This window comes from Bacillus sp. SIMBA_026, assembly GCF_046535335.1.
GTDB classification, from domain to species: domain Bacteria; phylum Bacillota; class Bacilli; order Bacillales; family Bacillaceae; genus Bacillus; species Bacillus velezensis.
The window spans coordinates 23,683-42,685 of record NZ_JAWRWX010000005.1 but is presented as its reverse complement, the minus strand read 5'-3'; the positions used below and the strand labels follow the sequence as shown (position 1 = coordinate 42,685).

General features: G+C 48.7%; 16 protein-coding genes. 13 read left to right on the top strand and 3 right to left on the bottom strand.

Features of this window, described 5'->3' with window-relative positions:
• Window positions 1-80 precede the first annotated feature (80 nt).
• The 5 genes from SB847_RS19190 to cyoE all read left to right on the top strand — a co-directional run bounded on the left by SB847_RS19190 (window position 81) and on the right by cyoE (window position 6,367).
• Entirely contained in the window at window positions 81-1,814 is a 1,734-nt protein-coding gene (locus SB847_RS19190) for an ABC transporter ATP-binding protein (RefSeq protein WP_410565108.1), read from the top strand.
• Window positions 1,795-3,612 (top strand): ABC transporter ATP-binding protein, encoded by a 1,818-nt coding sequence (locus tag SB847_RS19185; RefSeq protein WP_410578337.1) that lies wholly within the window; start codon window positions 1,795-1,797, stop codon window positions 3,610-3,612. The genes SB847_RS19190 and SB847_RS19185 overlap by 20 nt, the downstream gene beginning before the upstream one ends.
• 166 nt (window positions 3,613-3,778) lie before the next feature.
• Window positions 3,779-4,183 (top strand): DoxX family oxidoreductase CatD, encoded by a 405-nt coding sequence (catD, locus tag SB847_RS19180; protein WP_410578335.1) that lies wholly within the window; start codon window positions 3,779-3,781, stop codon window positions 4,181-4,183.
• Window positions 4,184-4,199: 16 nt separating this feature from the next.
• Window positions 4,200-5,057: a catechol 2,3-dioxygenase gene (catE, locus tag SB847_RS19175; RefSeq protein WP_101670547.1), complete on the top strand. Its 858-nt coding sequence runs from the start codon at window positions 4,200-4,202 to the stop codon at window positions 5,055-5,057.
• 362 nt (window positions 5,058-5,419) lie between these two features.
• Window positions 5,420-6,367 carry a heme o synthase gene (gene cyoE / locus SB847_RS19170; RefSeq protein WP_045207003.1) on the top strand — a complete coding sequence of 316 codons (948 nt, stop codon included), beginning with the start codon at window positions 5,420-5,422 and terminating at the stop codon, window positions 6,365-6,367.
• 37 nt (window positions 6,368-6,404) lie between these two features.
• Here cyoE and SB847_RS19165 read toward each other — a convergent pair whose 3' ends face one another.
• Window positions 6,405-6,956: a PadR family transcriptional regulator gene (locus SB847_RS19165; protein ID WP_044801988.1), complete on the bottom strand. Its 552-nt coding sequence runs from the start codon at window positions 6,954-6,956 to the stop codon at window positions 6,405-6,407.
• A 233-nt stretch (window positions 6,957-7,189) separates the two neighbouring features.
• Here SB847_RS19165 and SB847_RS19160 point away from each other — a divergent pair, with 233 nt between their 5' ends.
• From SB847_RS19160 to bstA, 5 genes are all read left to right on the top strand, one after another.
• Window positions 7,190-7,792, top strand: coding sequence for an NAD(P)H-dependent oxidoreductase (locus SB847_RS19160; protein WP_032872373.1), 603 nt, complete (start codon window positions 7,190-7,192; stop codon window positions 7,790-7,792).
• Window positions 7,783-8,871 (top strand): acyltransferase family protein, encoded by a 1,089-nt coding sequence (locus tag SB847_RS19155; protein ID WP_410578331.1) that lies wholly within the window; start codon window positions 7,783-7,785, stop codon window positions 8,869-8,871. Before SB847_RS19160 ends, SB847_RS19155 begins: the two co-directional genes overlap by 10 nt.
• A gap of 323 nt (window positions 8,872-9,194) precedes the next feature.
• Window positions 9,195-11,606 carry a PEP/pyruvate-binding domain-containing protein gene (locus SB847_RS19150; protein WP_410578329.1) on the top strand — a complete coding sequence of 804 codons (2,412 nt, stop codon included), beginning with the start codon at window positions 9,195-9,197 and terminating at the stop codon, window positions 11,604-11,606.
• A gap of 22 nt (window positions 11,607-11,628) precedes the next feature.
• Window positions 11,629-11,901 carry a ribonuclease inhibitor Barstar gene (locus SB847_RS19145; RefSeq protein WP_007408543.1) on the top strand — a complete coding sequence of 91 codons (273 nt, stop codon included), beginning with the start codon at window positions 11,629-11,631 and terminating at the stop codon, window positions 11,899-11,901.
• Window positions 11,902-11,926: 25 nt separating this feature from the next.
• Window positions 11,927-12,469: a bacillithiol transferase BstA gene (gene bstA, locus SB847_RS19140; RefSeq protein WP_410578327.1), complete on the top strand. Its 543-nt coding sequence runs from the start codon at window positions 11,927-11,929 to the stop codon at window positions 12,467-12,469.
• On the opposite strand, the gene SB847_RS19135 is transcribed toward bstA, so the two are convergent.
• Both SB847_RS19135 and SB847_RS19130 read right to left on the bottom strand, forming a co-directional pair.
• Window positions 12,429-14,021, bottom strand: a complete 1,593-nt coding sequence (locus SB847_RS19135; RefSeq protein WP_410578325.1) for an MFS transporter — start codon at window positions 14,019-14,021, stop codon at window positions 12,429-12,431. The two genes, bstA and SB847_RS19135, sit on opposite strands and share 41 nt — an antisense overlap.
• A 108-nt stretch (window positions 14,022-14,129) precedes the next feature.
• Complete coding sequence (locus SB847_RS19130) at window positions 14,130-14,612, bottom strand: MarR family transcriptional regulator (protein ID WP_410578323.1); 483 nt, start codon at window positions 14,610-14,612, stop codon at window positions 14,130-14,132.
• Between the two features lie 168 nt (window positions 14,613-14,780).
• Here SB847_RS19130 and mprF point away from each other — a divergent pair, with 168 nt between their 5' ends.
• From mprF to SB847_RS19115, 3 genes are all read left to right on the top strand, one after another.
• On the top strand, window positions 14,781-17,351 hold the full coding sequence (gene mprF, locus SB847_RS19125; RefSeq protein ID WP_224182374.1) for a bifunctional lysylphosphatidylglycerol flippase/synthetase MprF: 2,571 nt from the start codon (window positions 14,781-14,783) through the stop codon (window positions 17,349-17,351).
• A 94-nt stretch (window positions 17,352-17,445) separates the two neighbouring features.
• The gene (locus SB847_RS19120) at window positions 17,446-18,330 is read left to right on the top strand and encodes a PhzF family phenazine biosynthesis isomerase (protein ID WP_410565138.1); all 885 of its coding nucleotides are present in this window, start codon (window positions 17,446-17,448) and stop codon (window positions 18,328-18,330) included.
• A 76-nt stretch (window positions 18,331-18,406) separates the two neighbouring features.
• Window positions 18,407-18,991: a nitroreductase family protein gene (locus SB847_RS19115; RefSeq protein ID WP_410565141.1), complete on the top strand. Its 585-nt coding sequence runs from the start codon at window positions 18,407-18,409 to the stop codon at window positions 18,989-18,991.
• Window positions 18,992-19,003: the final 12 nt, after the last annotated feature.

The following is a 19,003-nucleotide window of genomic DNA, read 5'->3' as shown; positions in this document are numbered from 1 at the left end:
GGTTAATCCTTTATTCATTTAAGACAAACAAATAAAATAAATATACATACATATTGAACAAAGGATTTGGAGGCTTACACATGTCAAAGGCTTTATCATATGTAAAACCGTATTCTCTTTTGGCGGGAATCGCTCTGTTTTTCATGCTCATCGAGCTTGCGGTAGAGCTGATACAGCCCCTGCTGATCGGGAAAATCATTGACGAAGGAATTTTAAAGCAGGATCTCGGTACGGTTTGGCTGTGGGGCGGCGTGATGATCGGACTGACCGCTGTTTCATTCGCATCGGGCATTTTAAATTCATTCTACTCCGCCCACATCAGCCAGAGCTATGCGTATGATACGCGAAAAGGGCTTTTTCAAAAAATTCAATCCTTCTCTTATTCGACGTTTGCACAATTCTCATCCACATCGTTTATCACCCGGCTGACAAACGATGTGACACAGGTCCAAAATATGCTTTTCATGAGTCTCCGGTTTATGCTTCGTGCGCCGTTAATGATCGCGGGCGGCATTATTCTCTCGCTGACCGTCAATGCGAAACTCGGGTTTTTTCTGCTGATCACGGTGCCGATTTTGCTTTTGTTTTTGCTGTGGGTGCTGAAAAGAGGCGGCGCGCTGTTTCGGTCTGTGCAAAAGCGGCTTGATCAGGTCAACACGATCATGCAGGAAAACCTGACGGCGATCAAACTGATTAAAGCGCTCCTCCGTGCAAACCACGAAGTGAAACGTTTTTTGAAATCGAATACGAAGCTGATGGAAAAAACGGTCTCCGCTTTTCGTCTCGTGGAAGCGGCGATGCCGATTTTAATGCTGCTGATGAACATTTGCATTTTGTTTATCTTATGGTTCGGCGCCAAAAGCATTGCTCAGGGCGGAGCGCAGGTCGGCGATGTCGTTTCCGTCATTAACTATGCGACGCGAATTACAGGTGCGCTGTCCGTCCTTCCTTTTCTCATCATGGTATTTTCCCGGGCGAAGGCTTCCGGGGAAAGAATCGGCGAGGTGCTGGAAACAGAAGGCGGCGAGGGAACGGGGCAGGACCCGGCACGGGCGCTTGCAGGCGGGATTGAGTTTCGCGAAGTGTCCTTCCGCTATCCGGGCATGGAAAAAGACGCGCTGCATCACGTGTCCTTTTCTGCCAGCCCAAAAGAGACGGTTGCCATTATGGGCGCGACAGGCTCAGGAAAATCAACGTTTTTTCAGCTGATTCCGCGCCTGTACACGGCTGATTCGGGCAGTATTTTCATAGACGGCAAACCGATCGGTGAATTCTCCGCTTGCGGGCTGCGCAGGGAAATCGGCTATGTTCCGCAGGAAGTGCTTCTGTTTTCGGGCACAATCCGTGAAAATATCGCCTGGGGGCGGGAGGATGCTTCACTAGATGAAGTAATGGAAGCGGCCAAAGACGCGCAAATCCATGAAACAATTATGAAGCTGTCAAACGGATACGACACGGTGCTGGGACAGCGGGGCGTCAATTTGTCAGGCGGGCAGAAGCAGCGGATTTCCATCGCGCGCGCTTTTATCAGAAAGCCGTCCCTCCTGCTGTTAGATGACAGTACGAGCGCGCTTGATCTTCAAACGGAAGCGAAGCTTTTACAAGCGATCCGATCCTATGAATGCACGACACTGATTATTACGCAGAAAATAACGACTGCAATGAAGGCTGACACCATCTTATTGCTTGAAGACGGCGAACTGCTGGCCAAAGGCACGCACAAGGAGCTGATGGCACAGTCTCATCTGTACCGGCAGATTTATGAATCACAATTCGGAAAGGAGGGAGCTGACAATGCAAAAAGACATTCGTAAACCTTTCCGATATCCGAAAATACCGCTCAAATCAAATGAAGGCGGCAGAAAACGCGCGAAAGCAAAAGATACAAAAGGCACGCTGCGCAGAATCTGGTCTTATGTAGCCGAGAAAAAAGGGCTTTTAACCCTTGTGATCATCATGGTAGTCATAAGCGCCATATTCGGCCTGCTCGGACCGTTCGTCATCGGGAAAGCGATTGATCATTTTATCGTCGGACAGACGACAGATGGATTGGCGGGGGTGCTGTTCATCCTGTTTGGGATTTACCTCGTGCAATCATTGTCCTTATGGTTTCAAAACTATTGGATGATCAATATCTCGCAAAGCACCGTGTTTAAAATGCGGAGCGAGCTGTTTACCCATCTCCATGAGCTGCCGATTCCGTTTTTTGATAAACAGCGGCTCGGGGACTTAATGAGCCGGGTAACCAATGATATCGAAAATGTCAGCTCCACTTTAAATACATCCGTCATTCAAGTGCTGTCGAGCGTCATTACATTCGTCGGCACAATCTCCGTCATGCTGTACATGAGTCCGCTTTTAACATTGATCACGCTTTTGATTATTCCGATCATGCTTTTGAGCATTAAATGGATCACCAACCGGACGGGACTGCTGTTTAAACAGCAGCAGAAAAACCTCGGCGAGCTGAACAGTTTTATTGAAGAGTCGATATCAGGGGCGAAGGTCATTAAAGCCTATTCGAGGGAAGACCGCGTCATGGAACAATTTTTAGAAAAAAACGCGGCGTTACAATCATCGGGGTTTTGGGCGCAGACAATTTCGGGATTCATTCCGAAAGTCATGAACTCTTTAAACAATTTAAGCTTTACGATTATAGCGGCGGTCGGCGGGCTGTTTGCGCTGAAGGGATGGATTTCGATCGGATCTATCGTCGTATTCGCCGAATACTCGCGGCAGTTCACGCGCCCTTTAAATGATTTAGCCAATCAGTTCAATACGATGTTATCGGCCATCGCCGGGGCTGAGCGGGTGTTTGACGTGCTGGATGAAAAAGAGGAGCGGGAAGATGAAGAGCATGCACTGTACCAGCCGATCAAAACGGGAGAGATTGAATTCCGAGATGTCTCCTTCGGCTATCAGGAAGACAGCCTGATCTTAAAACACCTGTCCTTCAGCGTTCCGAAAGGACAGTCAATCGCCTTCGTCGGACCGACCGGAGCGGGTAAAACGACCGTTACGAGTCTGATCGCCCGCTTTTACGAGCCGAATAACGGAAAAATCCTCATTGACGGAACGGACATCAAAAAACTGACGAGATCCAGTCTGAGAAAAAATATGGGGTTTGTCCTGCAGGATTCCTTTCTCTTTCAGGGCACCATCAGGGAAAATATCCGTTACGGCCGTCTGGACGCATCTGATCAAGAGGTGGAGGCAGCCGCAAAAGCCGCCAATGCCCACGGATTCATCGAACGGCTCCCGAAAGGCTACGATACCGTCCTTACCCAAAACGGCGCGGGCATCAGCCAAGGACAAAAACAGCTTATTTCCATCGCAAGAGCTGTGCTGGCGGACCCGGTGCTGCTCATTTTGGATGAAGCGACGAGCAACATTGACACAGTGACCGAAGTGAAAATACAAGAAGCGCTCGGCCGTTTAATGGCGGGCAGAACAAGCGTCATCATCGCTCACAGGCTGAACACGATTCAAAAAGCCGATCAGATTCTTGTGCTGAAAGACGGCGAAATGGCTGAAAAAGGAACCCATGCCGAACTTCTCAGGCAGAACGGGTTTTACCGGGAATTATATGAAAGCCAGTTCCGGGAATCATAGATAGGGAAAAAGACCTCCGACAGAGTGCGGAGGTCTTTTTTTGCGAAGGCAAATAGTACTTTTAAGTTATTTTCGTTAAATGTAACAAAATTACTTGACGTAAATAAGTTATGTATATATACTAGCTTACATAAAGTAAGTGATAATAATTTTCAAGGAGGATTTTATGAATAAATCATTCGAAATCGGAACACTGCTTTTAAGGGTTGTAACAGGTATTATCTTTTTTGTTCACGGTTTATCCAAGTTTCAAGGGTTGGAAGGAACTGCGCAATTTTTCCAGAGCATCGGGATTCCGGCCTTTATGGTCTATGTCATCGCGACGATTGAGCTTGTCGGCGGGGTTCTGATCTTTTTCGGTTTGGCAACGCGCATTATCGGCGTTCTGTTTGCCGTCACATTAGTCGGCGCCATCTTCACGGCGAAGCTTTCCTCACCATTTATGGGCGGATCGGAATTTGATTTCATCTTACTGGTTGCGTCAATTCACTTAGCGCTTTCAGGAAGCCGTCTGCTTTCATTGGATCAGCTCCTTTTCAAATCAAAAAAGGGAGAAACTTTTTCAGCATAAGAAAGAAGGCGTTTAAATGACCGGTATTCATCAAGATACGGCAATCGGCTATGTCAAATTGACCATTAAAAATATGGAACGCTCGCTCGGGTTTTACCGGAATGTAATCGGCCTTCAAGTCATCTCGCAGACAGATCGTTCAGCAAGACTGTCAGCAGACGGAAAACGCGTCCTGCTGGTGCTTGAAGAAAATCCAAGCGCCGTCGTTCTGCCGGAGCGGTCTGTCACCGGCCTTTACCATTTCGCGATACTTCTGCCTGACCGGAAAGAACTCGGCATCGCATTGGCCAGGCTGATTGAAAACGGCATCGCGCTCGGTCAGGGGGATCACGCGGTCAGTGAGGCTCTTTACCTGTCTGATCCGGACGGCAACGGTATTGAAATATACGCCGATCGTCCCCGCAGCACGTGGCGCCGGGATGCAGAGGGCAATTATGTCATGCAAACGGCGCCCGTCGATGTGGACGGGCTTTTGGAAGAAGCCGGAGCTGAACGGAAAAGCCGTCTCCCAGAAGGAACTGTTATCGGCCACATCCATCTTCATGTGACGGACTTACAGGAAGCCAAAGCGTTTTACACCGATATTCTCGGTTTTGACATTGTCGGCAATTACGCGGGCATGTCTGCTCTGTTTGTTTCGGCGGGAGGGTATCACCATCACATCGGTCTGAATATATGGGCCGGAGAACATGCGCCGCCGAAACCGGGAAATGCAAGCGGGCTGGATTATTACACCATCGCGCTGCCGCATCAAAAAGAGCTGTCACGTGTGACAAAAGCGCTGACCGATGCCGGCTTTGAGATCGAAGAAAAAGAAGAGGGCGTATTCGTCAAAGACCCTGTATCAGGGGCGGATATCGCATTTACACTGTAAGAAACAACCCTTGCCGTCTAACCGGCAAGGGTTTTTATTTTTCTGAAGTTTTTCTTGAAAAGGCTCGGGAAAGAACGTCTGTGACTGAAGAGAGCGAACATCTCAGTGAGGCGCAAAAATGACGCATGGAGCCCGCCATCGCCGGCCCGAGCTCAGGGCATCCGCTGGATTGAAAATTGTGTCCGTTCGGCGGATCAGGGTGTTGTATGGGCAGAATTTGAATAGAAAAAGGCAAAAGCCGCATCCGGTCACAAGATGCGGCTTTTCATACACAATTTACAATTGTGTGAAAAATGCCCAAAATAAATTGTACTTCCTGATTCTTCCTGATATGATAAGCCGAAAAAGGAGAACCTGAACAAATGAATTCAAATGCAGCACAGACGGAACAGCCGATGAAGCATAACGGAAACCGGGTGACGGTTAAGGACTTTATCATTCTAGCCAAGCCGGGGATTATCATCTCAAATTCACTCGCCGCATTGGGCGGATTTTGGATCGCATGGCTTCAGTCGGAAAGGACGGTCGGAGGGCCCGGTATATTTGCCGCCATGGCGGTTGCTATGATCGGAACGGCGTTAGTCATGGCATCAAGCACTGTTTTTAATAACTTCTTTGACCGCGGCATGGACGCAAAGATGGCGCGAACCCGCACCCGCGCAAGCGTCACGGGGAGAATACCGCCGCCGGTCATGATCCTGTACGGCACATGTCTCGGCGCATGCGGATTCATCATGCTTGCTTCGCTTAATGTACTGACCGCCGTTCTTGGCCTGCTTGCATTTTTGCTGTATGCCGTCGTTTATACGCTTTGGTTTAAAAGACAATCCGTCTGGAGCACATTTGTCGGCAGCTTTCCGGGGGCGGCTCCGCCTTTAATCGGTTATTGCGCGCTGACCGGGTACATTGATATGCCCGCGATTTTGTTATACGCGATTATGTTTTTGTGGCAGCCGCCGCATTTCTGGGCGATCGGAATCAGGCGAAAGGAAGAGTATCGTGCCGCCGGCATTCCGCTTTTGCCGATTATAAAAGGCAATCGCGTCACAAAAATAAAAATGCTGCGCTATATTGCCGTTCTGACTGCGGTTTCGCTGCTCGTTCCTCTATATATAGACGTCAGCCCGTTTTATACCGCGTCCGCTCTCCTGCTCGGGGCCATCTGGCTGTACCGGAGCGTCAAAGGCTTTCAGGCGGCGGATGACACGCAATGGTCGAAGGGGATGTTTTTTTATTCGATTGTGTATTTCAGTCTGCTTTTTCTTATTTTAATGGCTGATTCGTTTATCAATGCGGTTCTCAGAACGTAAACAGGCGGCTTGCAGATACAGAGCCGCCCCGTTTTGTTTATGCTTTTTTGATGAGAGCCAAAATATCTTCAAGCCAGGAAATATAATTCCGTTCCCGCTCAAGCGCTTTTGTCAGCACGAGGTAATGGCCGAAATCAGGAGAAGAAAATGAATCCGCCTCCGCGGACGATGTCATCAGTTCTTGATAACTGTTTTCCAGATCGGACAATTTCTCCTGCCGCTTTACGAGCTGATCGGTGAATAGCTCATCCGCTTCTTCCTGCGTCAAAGCTGAGATGAAATAAGCCTTCAGCATAAATTCATCCTTCACCGTTTCCGGAATCGGTTCTTTTTTCGTCAGCCAGGCAGCAAGCTCCAGCTCTCCCTTGTCAGTCAGCGTGTACATTTTTTTCTCAAGCTTTGTTCCTTGAATCGCAGTGCGAAACGTAATAAATCCCTCAGCCGTCAGTTTTTTTAATTCCGGATAAATCTGGCTGTGCTTTGCGCTCCAAAACTGGCCGAGCTCTTCCTTAAAATAGCTCGATATATCATATCCGCTCAATTCGCCTTTTCGCAAAAGCCCTAAAATCGCGTACTTTAAAATTCTCATGTTGTCCTCCAAGCCCATTCATTTGACAGCTAGTATACCATACGGCCGCTCAAAAACGCAGAAGTGCCGGATGCTTGAAATTGAATCTGCGGCGGCAAAATCAGCGAAAATATGCAGAAAGGGGTTATTGAAACGGCAGCGGAACTGGAAAAAGCCTTTCTCATGTCTTTGCCTCATTCATATGACATCATGATATAATCATTGTAAAAATTAAGAAATACTGGGAGGGACATATGAAGACGGTGATTGTGTATGCAAACCCGGATGAGAACAGTTTCAATGCGGCTCTCGTAAAATACGTCGTCATGGCTTTAAAGGACAGCGGCCGAAGCTATACGGTCATTGACTTATACGCCGACCAATTTGATCCCGTGCTGAAGTACGGCGGCGAAAAAAAGCGCTCTGACATGAACCGGGACGCTGAAACGAAGAAATACCGGAAACTGATGAAAGAAGCGGATCATCTCATTTTCATCTACCCGCTGTGGTGGGGAGGCGTTCCGGCGATTATGAAAGGCTTTTTTGACAGAGTGCTTGTCGCCGGAGAAGCCTACACATATGAAAACGGCCGCGTAAAAGGACTGCTCCGGGCAGAGACGGCACAGGTCTTTTATACGGCGGATTCCCCGGGCTGGTACTTAAAGTGGTTCCGGAAAAACTCGGACTGGATTACGCTGAAAAAAGGCATTCTGCAATTTTGCGGCATTCAAAAAGCCGAGCGGAACCTTTTTTCTGTCGTCAAAACGAGCACACCCGAGCTGCGGGAAAAATGGCTGCGCCAAGCATACGCCAAAGTCCGGCGCGCTTGTGAAAAAGGAGCGGCCGCATGCAGATAAAAGAAATTTTCGTGATTCGCTGCCTGTCCTGTTTAAGTGTGGTTCTGCTTCACGCAGTTTCAATGGTGCTGATGATTCAGGAAGAGTCCTTAGCCAGTGCCGCCCATACGGTTGATGCTTTTCGGACCCTGTTGATGTTCAGCACGCCGGCGTTTATCTTTATTTCGGAATTTCTGCTTGCCAGGTCATACCCGGGAGGCGTTCCCGCGGGTTTTTTAAAGAAAAGGGGCAAAGTCATTTTCGTGCCGTTTCTGTTTATTGCCGCGGTGGATGCCATTTTAATGAAAAGCGTGGCGGAAGAAGGAGCCGGATTCGTTTCAGTGATCGGTAAATTTTTAGAAAATGTGTTTTTAGGAAACTTCATCGGCTACTTCATTCTTGTGATCTTTCAATTTTACATTCTCCATATGCTGCTGCACCGCTGGCTGAACAACACATCTCCCGTGTGGGTGCTGTCTGTTTCGTTTATCATCAACGCCGTCTATCTGGCTTACTTTTCCATCGTTCATCCGCCGGCATCATCGGGGCTTGATTCTATTTTTCCGTTCTTTTGGGTTCCGTTTCCGGGCTGGGTGTTTTATTTCTGTCTGGCATTTTATTGCGGAAAGGAATATCCGCGTTTTTTATCGCTCATCAATCAGTACCGTTATGCGGTTTACTTCAGTGCAGCCGTATCGGCAATATTGATTGTGGCCGTTTCATATATCAGCGGCGGCTCCATTTCCTCTAAGCGTCCGGATATTATGATTTACGCGGTCAGTATGATCTTTCTGTGTTTTCATCTGTTTTCAAAGCTCAAAAAAGTGCCCGCGATTGTGATGATAATCAGCAACTATTCGTTTTCAATCTATCTGCTGCACTCCTACTTTTTAATCAGCGGATATCTTCTGGAAGGCTATTTGCGGTCAATGCCTTTGCCGGCTGCCATCCTTCTTTTATTTTTGATCTGCACGCTCGGTCCCATTTTCGTATCTTGGGTGTGCAACCATTTCAGATACGGATACCTGTTTGTCGGGAAAGTGTATCAGCCGAAGCAGACCAAAAGAAATACAGCGGCGCATCAAGGCCGCACAGTCTGAAAAAAAGGCGGCATTTCGGCCGCCTTTTTTGATACGGAAGTTGACATAACCTGCAAACGGAACCCCCCGCGGCAAGCCGGCAGCGAATGCCAGGCAAGCAGTATCGGTCAGCCTATCTCTAATTTTAATAGCGCTTTCACTATGATGCTGAAGACCCCCGCCTGCGGCCGTTTTGACGGATGCATTTATGACAACATAACGCCATCGATTTTCTCCCTTGTGAAGACCGATATATTGTATACTTATAGGAAATACTTTCAAAAAAAGTGAAAAAGAGAAAAACTGTGAGCTTGGATGAACGACTAAAAAGGAGCGGGGACATTATGAATGACTGTGTCAAAACATTCGGAGAACTTCCGGCCGAACTTTATTCCTTTGCGGGAGGAAAAGGAAGCATTCTCTCTAAAATGTATCAAAGCGGGTATCCTGTGCCTGAAGGGTTTGTGATTTTGCCGTCTGCCTTTCAGGACGGACAGCTCCGCCATCAGGCGAGAGAGGCTGTTGATCAATATGTGAATTCCATCCGCAACCGCCATGCATCTGCGTTGTTTGCCGTACGCTCATCCGCGCTGAGCGAGGATTCCGCTCAGGCTTCCTTTGCCGGAGAATTCGATACGGTGTTGAATGTCAAAACAGATCAAGACATGTTCAGGGCGATTGATGAAGTCCGCCGATCGACACAGTCAGAAAGAGTAAAAGCGTACAGCGCCGTTCAGGGAATGGAAGATGAGCATGAAATCGCAATCGTCATCCAGCTGATGATACCGTCTGAGATATCCGGAGTGCTGTTTACCGCAGATCCGATTACGGGGAGCAGGCGGGAGATGACAGGCAATTACGTCTACGGTCTCGGGGAGCAGCTTGTTTCCGGGGAAGCCGATGCCTATTCTTTTAAACTGGCACGGCCCAAGAAAAAATATGACGGCCCCGGGGAATTTCGCAAATATGCGTCAAAGCTCTATAAACTGGCGAAAAAGCTGGAAAAAGATCTTGGAGGGCCGCAGGATATTGAATGGGCTGCCGCGGGCGGGACATTGTATATTCTTCAATCCCGCCCGATTACGACCTTACAAGCCGGAAATCTGGAAACCTATGAATGGAATGATTCTTTCAGCGGTGATTTTTTATGGACAAACACAAATATAGGAGAAGCGATTCCCGATGTGATGACGCCGCTGACATGGTCGCTCCTCCGGAATCTGGATGAAGAGTCGGGCATTATTCCGGGCTATTATGTCTGGTCCGGCAATATTTGCGGCAGAGCCTATAACAATATGAGCCAGCCTCTTTCCGTTCTCGCCGCTTTCGGTCTGAATCCGAAAGGCGGAAAAATAGGAAAAATGATGAGCGATACATTGGGAGAAATCCCGGCGGAAATGAAGATTCCTTTATATCCGTTCTCAAAGTATGAACTTTTGAAGATCATCCCGAAAAAACTGAAACCGTATCTGTCGAAAATGAAGCAAGCGAAAAAAAACATGTCCTCCTACTTGGACGAATCGCCCGAGTGGTGCCGAAATATTGAGGAAAAGCTGAAACGTGCCGAGACGGAGCGGGCATTATTAGCGATATGGAACAATGAGATCTATCCGTATTTATGCAACGCGTGGTTTGCGTTAATATCCGGCGGGCGTGATTCTGCGCAATCCTCTTCGTCGTTAACCTCTCAATTAACAAAACTCGCAGGGATAGAAGATGCGAATCTCCTGCTTTCCAATCTGAGGGGAAAAGGCGGACTGGCCAGCCTGGAGCCGATTATCGGCATTGATCAAGTCATGAAAGGCCGTATGAGCGAGGAAGAATACCTCAGGAACCAAGGCCACCGTGGCCCGCATGAATACGAACTTTCCATACCGCATCCGGGAGAAAACCGGGATTGGCTGACGAAGCAGATCAAAGAACACAAGGAGTCGGGTATTGATGCCGAACAACTGCTTTTGAAACAGCAGCGGGCGCATGAACAGGCCTTCCGAAGATTTGAAGATAAGTATCCTCATAAGGTCAAATGGCTCAAAGCCAAAATGGAAAAAGCGTCAGAATACGCGAATATTAGAGAAACAACCAGATCCGAATTTGTCAGGGTGTACCGGACAGCCAGAACATTCGCGCTCAGAGCGGCGGAAATGACCGGCATGAAGGACGATATTTTCTTCCTGTATCTGCATGAAATAACCGATCTGCTCGCGGGGAAAGAGCCGGCGGTTGCGTCGATTCAAGCGAGAAAGCAAAACTATGAAACCTATAAAAAACTGCCGCCGTTCCCATCCGTTATTAACGGAAGATTCAATCCGTTTAAATGGGCTGAGGATCCTGACAGAAGAGCTGATTATTACGATGCTTTTATGCCTGCGGAAACTGATGATGCGCATACTTTAAAAGGTTTCGCGGGAGCGGCCGGGAGAGTGGAGGGCATTGTCCGTGTCCTTGATGTTCCGGAAGACGGGGATTCTTTTGCGGCGGGGGAAATTTTAGTGACGTCGACAACCAATGTAGGCTGGACCCCGCTTTTTCCAAGAGCGGCTGCTATCATAACGGACGTCGGCGCCCCTTTGTCCCACGCGGCGATCGTCGCCCGGGAACTGGGGATTCCTGCCGTTGTCGGGTGCGGAAATGCAACGTCAAAACTGAAAACGGGGGACAGGGTGGCCGTTGACGGCGGGCAAGGCATCGTCCAGCTGGAACCGCGGCAGACTCCGGCCACTTCTGAAGAGGAAAATGGTAAACTGATAGAATAAAAACATGGGAAAGGAGCCGCGCATGAATAAAGCAGTTATTAACGGGGAGCAAATCAGAAGTATGAGCGACCTGCACCAGACATTGAAAAAGGAACTTGCCCTTCCTGAATACTACGGTGAAAACCTTGACGCTTTATGGGATTGTCTGACCGGCTGGGTGGAATACCCCCTCGTTTTAGAATGGAGACAGTTTGAACAAAGCAAGCAGCTTACAGAAAATGGCGCCGAGAGTGTGCTTCAGGTCTTTCGTGAAGCGAAAGCGGAAGGCTGCGACATCACCATCATACTTTCATAATACGATCAGCGGGAGAGAGACAAAAATGGAAAAACAAACCCTAAGCTATCCGATTGGAGAATATCAGCCGGCTGAATCGATTTCGGCCGGACAGAAACAAGAATGGATCAATGCGCTGGAACACGCTCCGGCCAAACTGAAACAAGCTGTCAGAGCGATGTCGGACAGTCAGCTTGATACGCCTTACCGAGAAGGGGGATGGACTGTCCGCCAAGTGGTTCACCATCTGGCGGACAGCCACATGAACGGCTATACCCGGTTTAAATTGAGCTTAACGGAGAATGAACCGGAAATCCGTCCTTATGATGAAAAAGGCTGGGCCGATCTTCATGATTCCAAAACCGCCGCTTGCGGAGATGCGCTTGAGCTGTTAGCGATCCTGCACAGAAGATGGGCCGCTCTTTTGCGCTCCATGACGGAAGCCCAATTCAAACGGACATACTTCCATCCTCTATCTAAAGAGACGATTACGCTGGAACAGGCGCTCGGACTATATGTCTGGCACTCTGAACATCACATCGCCCATATTACTGAGCTTTCCCGGCGGATGGGCTGGCATCTGTCTTAGAGGATGCCGGCTTCCAGAAATACGCCAAAACAGCCGCAGACACAATCGTGCATAATGAAATGACGGCGGCTGCCGTATAAAGATGGTGGTAGCCGCTGGAAATGCCCGCTTCAATTGCATCAGAAACCGCTTTTTTGACGGCGGGAACGGGGATTCGGCTCACTTGCTCCTGCAACGAAGAAAGTCCGCCGCCGATATTGGGCGTGTGCGCCTGATCAGCGGGAATGCCGCTTTTCGCTAAACGGTTTTTGATGTCATCTCCGATCCGGTCAAAGCCCGCTGTAATGAAGCCGGCATATAAAGCCGGAGCGAGCGTCAGCCCGACCTGCCTTACGAGTGACAGCGTGCCGAGCGCTGTTCCTTTGTTTTGGCCCGCCGTTTCTGATACAAGCACATTCAGCGGAGCCCCGAGCAGAAATCCGAAACCGACCCCCGCAATGACACTCGCTGTGACAAATTCCCATTTATCCGTTACCCATAACGGAAACAGGCTGAAGCCTGCAAATGCGATGGCGCCTGATACAACCGCGGAGAAGACCGGCCCTTTTTTATCCGTGATCGCCCCGCCGAGCCACGCTCCGATTCCTGACGCCAACGCGAGCGGCGTCATCCAATAACCCGCTTTCTCCGCCGATACGTGCAAATATTGCTCCGCATAAGAAGGAATAAAAATGACCGCAGCGAGCAGCCCTCCCGATAAAAATCCGATGACGAGCGTCCATTGAAACACTTTATTTTGCAGCAGCGAGTAGGCAAGAATCGGATCGCCCCCTCGGTTTTCAACCCGCTTTTCGACTTTAAGCAGCACCAGAAAGAGAAGTGCCGCTCCCAAAAGATACCCGTACACCTTTACGTTCATTATGCTTTCTGACAGCTTCGCCCCATCGAGATTCGTGATACCGATCATACAAGATAAGATCGCAAGAGACAGCAGCATTGTGCCGGCGAGGTCAAGCCGTTTCGCCTCAGGCTCTTTCGTTTCAGCGATAAACAAACCGCCGCACACAACCAAAGCGGCGGCAATCGGCAGGTTAATCAAGAACAGCCAATGCCACGACCCGGTTACATCAAGCAAAAAGCTCCCGATATTCGGTCCGAGGACGGCCGCCATACCGTTCATCGCCCCTAAAAGCCCGAGAGCTTTCCCCTGTTTCTCCTTCGGAAGCACGGCCAGCACATGCGAACTCCCGATAATAAAAATTCCGCCGCCGCCAAGGGCCTGAATGAGCCGTGCCGCCAAAAACATCGGGAAGCTCTGACTGAGTGCGACAAGCAAAGAGCCGAGTCCGAACAGCCCGACTTCAATCATAAACAGCTTTTTCCGCCCGTATCGGTCCGACAGCTTGCCGACAATCGGCACACTGACACTGAGTCCCAATGTGTAAAGGGTCACTCCCCACGATCCCCATGAAGGAGAAACATCAAAAGAGCTGTTAATCGTCGTCAGAGCAGCGGAAATAATTCCGTTGTCCAAGGCCGCCATGAACACACCGATCGTAAAGAGAGTGATGGCCCGGCTCTGGTTTTTTTCTGTTTGCAATGACTCCGGCATACTGATCAATCCTTCCGTTTTTAATTCACTTCGAATATATTATTCACTTCAAGTGAATTAAATGTCAAACAAAAAAAGGCCGCCGATACCGGCAGGCCTTTTTCATCTCTATGCCTGTTTGGAAGAATCAAGCGCTCTTGCCAAAATGGAAAGCCCTTGATTGACCGTTTGTTTTTCTTCAGCGGTCAGCGTTTCCAATGAACGCTTCAATTTTACATGTCCTTTTTGATAAAGGCTGCGGAAAATATCTTTCGCGTTTTCCGTTAATTGAACGACGACTGAACGGCGGTCTTCTTCTGACGGAGCGCGTGTAATGAAACATGATTTTTCTAAACGGTCAAGCAGCCCCGTCGTATTTGAAAGGGAAGCGCCCATTTTCTCCGCTATGTCACTCACCTTAAGCGTCCCGTGGTTGTTCAGAAGCATCAGCACCTTCATTTGCGGCATGCTCATATCAAGCTTCATCCACTCCGACACATCGCCGAGGCCCGCCGATGTCATCACTTTCATGTACAGCACCCAAATATCCCGTTCCTCAGGAGAAAAAATATCGCCGCCTAATACCGTTGTATCATGCAGATTATAATCCATCGTCTCACTTCCTCATTCATACTCCTGCATACCATATTACTGATTTTAATCAGAGAAAGAAAGTTGCAGGCGAGTTTTGTTTGAATGTGAGGTGGTAGTGTATAATATGTTGGAGATTATTGGGGGAATTATAATAAATAAGCTATTTTATGATGATTGGAGAGAACATTGCTGACTAAAAAGAATGCCTTATCGATATTAAAAGTATTATTTCCTATTGCAGTTTTGCTTTTAGTCATTTATCAGTCCAAAAAGGAATTGACAGACCTTTCTTTTAAACGAACGCTGTACATTATTAACGGGATTGAGCGTTACGATTTATTTATTCTCGTTCTGCTCGGCCTTCTTGCCGTCAGCGCGATGTCCTTTTATGACTTTGTGCTGAAACGGACGCTTCGCCTCAACATTCCGAATTGGAAAGTATTCAGGGTCTCCTTTATCGCCAATTCCTTTAACAATGTCCTTGGATTCGGCGGCCTGGCGGGCGTCGGGCTGCGGACGATGCTTTACAAAGAACATACGAATGACGTAAAACGCCTCGTCGCAGGCATCGCCTGGCTTACGTCCTCAGCGCTGCTCGGGCTGTCCGTCTTCAGTATCCTGACCATCGCCCGGGTTCTGCCGGTTGGAGAGATTACAGGTGAGAAACCGTGGCTGTGGGCTGTTATCGCCGGAGTGGCGCTTATTGTGCCGGCAGCCTTAATCGCCGCTGGGATCAACAATAAAAAAGCTGGCGCAGAAGACGGTGAAGCAAAACCGAGGCATCCGGTTTTTTCTTACATCGGGGCATCGTTTGCCGAATGGTTTGCGGCGGCCGTCGTCATGTATTATTCCCTGTATGTCATGGGGATTCACGCGGATGTCCGCCATGTATTCGGGGTATTTGCCATTGCCGCTATCGGGGGAATCATCAGCCTTGTGCCGGGAGGATTCGGTTCGTTTGACCTTCTGTTTCTGCTCGGCATGCAGAATATGGGCTTTCCCCAGGAGGCGGTTGTGACATCCATCGTCATCTACCGGATTGTGTATTCATTTATTCCGTTTGTGTTCGGGCTGTTCTTTGCGGCCGGCGACTTAACGGAAAATACGCTTAAACGGCTGGAATCAAATCCGAAGATGGCGCCTGCCGTGGAAACGACGAACGTGCTTCTCGTATTCCAGCGCGCCATCTTAATCAGGGTGCTTTACGGTTCGCTGTCGCTTTTGGTTTTCGTGTCGGGAGTCGTTGTGCTTGCGTCCGTCGCCCTGCCGATCGACAGGGAGACGGTCATTCCGCACATTCCGCGCCCGGCGCTCCTTGCGTTTAACGCGTTATCGCTAAGCGCGGCTTTGATTCTATTAATTTTGCCGATTGAATTATACAAACGGACGAAACGTTCTTATTCAATGGCGGTTGCCGCGCTGGTCGGCGGTTTTGTGTTCAGTTTCTTAAAAGGAATGAACATCAGCGCGATCTTTATTCTGCCTGTCGTCATCGTATTGCTTGTGCTGTTAAAGCGGCAGTTTATCAGAGAGCAGGCATCGTATACGCTCGGCCAGATGATTTTTGCGGCCGCTCTGTTTATTATCGCCTTGTTTAACTACAATCTCATTGCCGGCTTTATTTGGGATAAAATGAATCGGCTCCTGCGCCACGACTATTTCGTCCATAACAATTCGCACATTACATATGCCACGATGACGGCCATTATTGTTGTGCCGCTGTTTTTCCTTTTGTTTACGTTCTTTTATCATAAAAGATCGAAGCCGATCGGAGAAGAGGCCGATCCTGAACGGCTGAAGTCCTTTTTGGCGGAAGAAGGCGGAAATGCGCTCAGCCATCTCGGCTTTCTCGGGGATAAGCGGTTTTATTTCTCAAGCGACGGCAAAGCGCTTTTATTGTTCAGCCAGATTTCCAGAAGGCTTGTCGTGCTCGGTGATCCGTCAGGACAGAGAGACTCTTTTCCGCTTGTGATTGAGGAATTTCTGAATGAAGCGCATAAGCAGGGGCTGAGTGTCATGTTTTATCAGATCGAACGTGAAGATCTGGCGCTGTACCATGACTTCGGCTATAACTTCTTCAAGCTTGGAGAAGAAGCGTTCGTGGATATGGAGGCCTTTACGCTCTCAGGTAAGAAAAAAGCGGGGCTGCGGGCGATTAACAACAAATTTGACCGCGAAGGCTACACATTTCATGTCGGGGAACCGCCGTTTTCCTCCGAGTTTATCGCCAAGCTGAAAGACATTTCGGACGAATGGCTCGGACCGAAAAAAGAGAAAGGTTTTTCCCTCGGTTTCTTCGACCGGGATTATCTGGAACAGGCGCCGATTGCTTACGTGAAAGACGCAGAAGGGGAGATCATTGCTTTTGCCAACCTGATGCCGATGTATCAGGAAGGCGAGATATCCGTCGACTTGATGCGTTATCGGAAAAGCGCGCCGAACGGTATTATGGACGCGCTTTTCATCCGTCTGTTTCTCTGGGCGCAGGAAAAAGGCTATACCACCTTCAATATGGGCATGGCGCCTTTGTCAAATGTAGGAACGGCTTTTACATCTTTCTGGTCGGAAAGAATCGCGGCCGTCATCTTCAACAACGTCCGGTATATGTACAGCTTCAGCGGGCTGCGGGCCTTTAAAGAAAAATACAAACCGGAGTGGCGCGGGAAATACTTGGCATACCGCAAAAACAGATCGCTGTCCGTCACGATGATCCTCGTCACCCGCCTGATCGGAAAAACCAAAAAAAGACGCCGTTAACAGGCGTCTTTTTTTAAAAATAATTGACTAAAAATTCTAATTTCACTCTGTTATACTGAATAACATGATCATAAGGTGAAAGGAAGGCTGATGAATGAAACAGGCAACCGTGTTTAAATATGAAGCGTTTTCCGATATTCCGGATTTGGGAAATCCCGCGGGAATCGTCTTTAACGGAGATGATTATTCAGATGAAGAGATGCAGATGATCGCCGAAATGGCAGGGTACAATGAAACCTCATTTCTCTGTAAAAGCGGAGAAGCCGATCTGCGCATCCGCTATTTTACACCCGGCCACGAAATGAATTTATGCGGACATGCTACCGTCGCCTCTCTTTACGCATTAATTGAAAAGGGAAGGCTTCAGGCTGATCAGACATATCAAATTGAAACAAAAGCCGGCATTCTTCCCGCAAAAGCCGCTGAACGAAACGGCCGGGTATACATCACACTCAAACAGGCTCCCCCGCAATTTCTGCCGTTTACGGGAGACAAAGAAAAGCTTGCGGCCTCGCTCGGGATTACGGCTGATGATTTTCACAGCGAGCTGCCGATTGTTTACGGATCAACGGGGATCTGGACACTGATTGTTCCGCTGAGATCACTTAAAGCATCACGGAATATGGTGCCGGACAACGCACAATTCCCCGCTGTTTTGTGCGATCTTCCGAAAGCGAGCGTTCATCCGTTTTCTCTTGAAACCGTTCATCCGGAAAGTGATCTGCACGGACGCCATTTTTCTTCCCCTTTCTCCGGTACGACCGAAGATCCCGTCACGGGAACCGCTTCAGGCGTCATGGCGGCCTATATGCGGCAATACGGAGGCTCCGAAGCCGAATGCCTCACGATTGAACAAGGTCAGGAAATCGGGAAAGACGGAAAAGTGGAAATCAGGATTACAGAAGATAACGAAAAGATGAACATCAAGATGACGGGAACGGCCGTGTATGCCGAAACAATCAATTTTCAGCTTCCGTAACGGTTTACAAAAGCCGGTCGTATCCGTTATATTATAAATGATAATCATTTTCATTTGGATAGGAAGGTGAATCGGCATGCCGAAAACCGAACAATTACAGCAAAACGAAAGTCTTGCACATACAATCAGAAACAGAAGATCCATCCGGTCGTTTAAACCGGAAACCGTACCTTCTGAAGTCATATTAGATATGCTTGAAACGGCCGTTTACGCACCGAACCACAGACTGACGGAGCCATGGCGTTTTATCTACGCAGCAAGCGAAGCGGGAAAAGCAAAGCTTGCGGACAGCTACGTCTCATTTTTCAAAAAGATAAAAGATGATTTCAACGAGGAAAAAGAGCGGAACATGAGAAAAAACCTCAGCGCCGTTCCGGGATTTTTACTGGTCGTCTTAAAAGAAGATGAAAATGAATTTACGAGAAACGATGATTTCGCGGCGCTGAGCGGCATGATTCAAAACCTTCAGCTTCTCGCGCATTCAAACGGCATCGGCATGGTCTGGAAAAGCGGCCGCATCATGTATGACAAACAGGTGCACCAAGACTTCGGTCTTGCTGACAATGAGCGCTTTGCCGCCATCATTCAAACGGGCTATCCGGACGAACAGCCTAAGGCGAAAGAACGGACGCCGGCAAAAAACCTGTTTACCGAACTGTAAAAAAATCCCCGT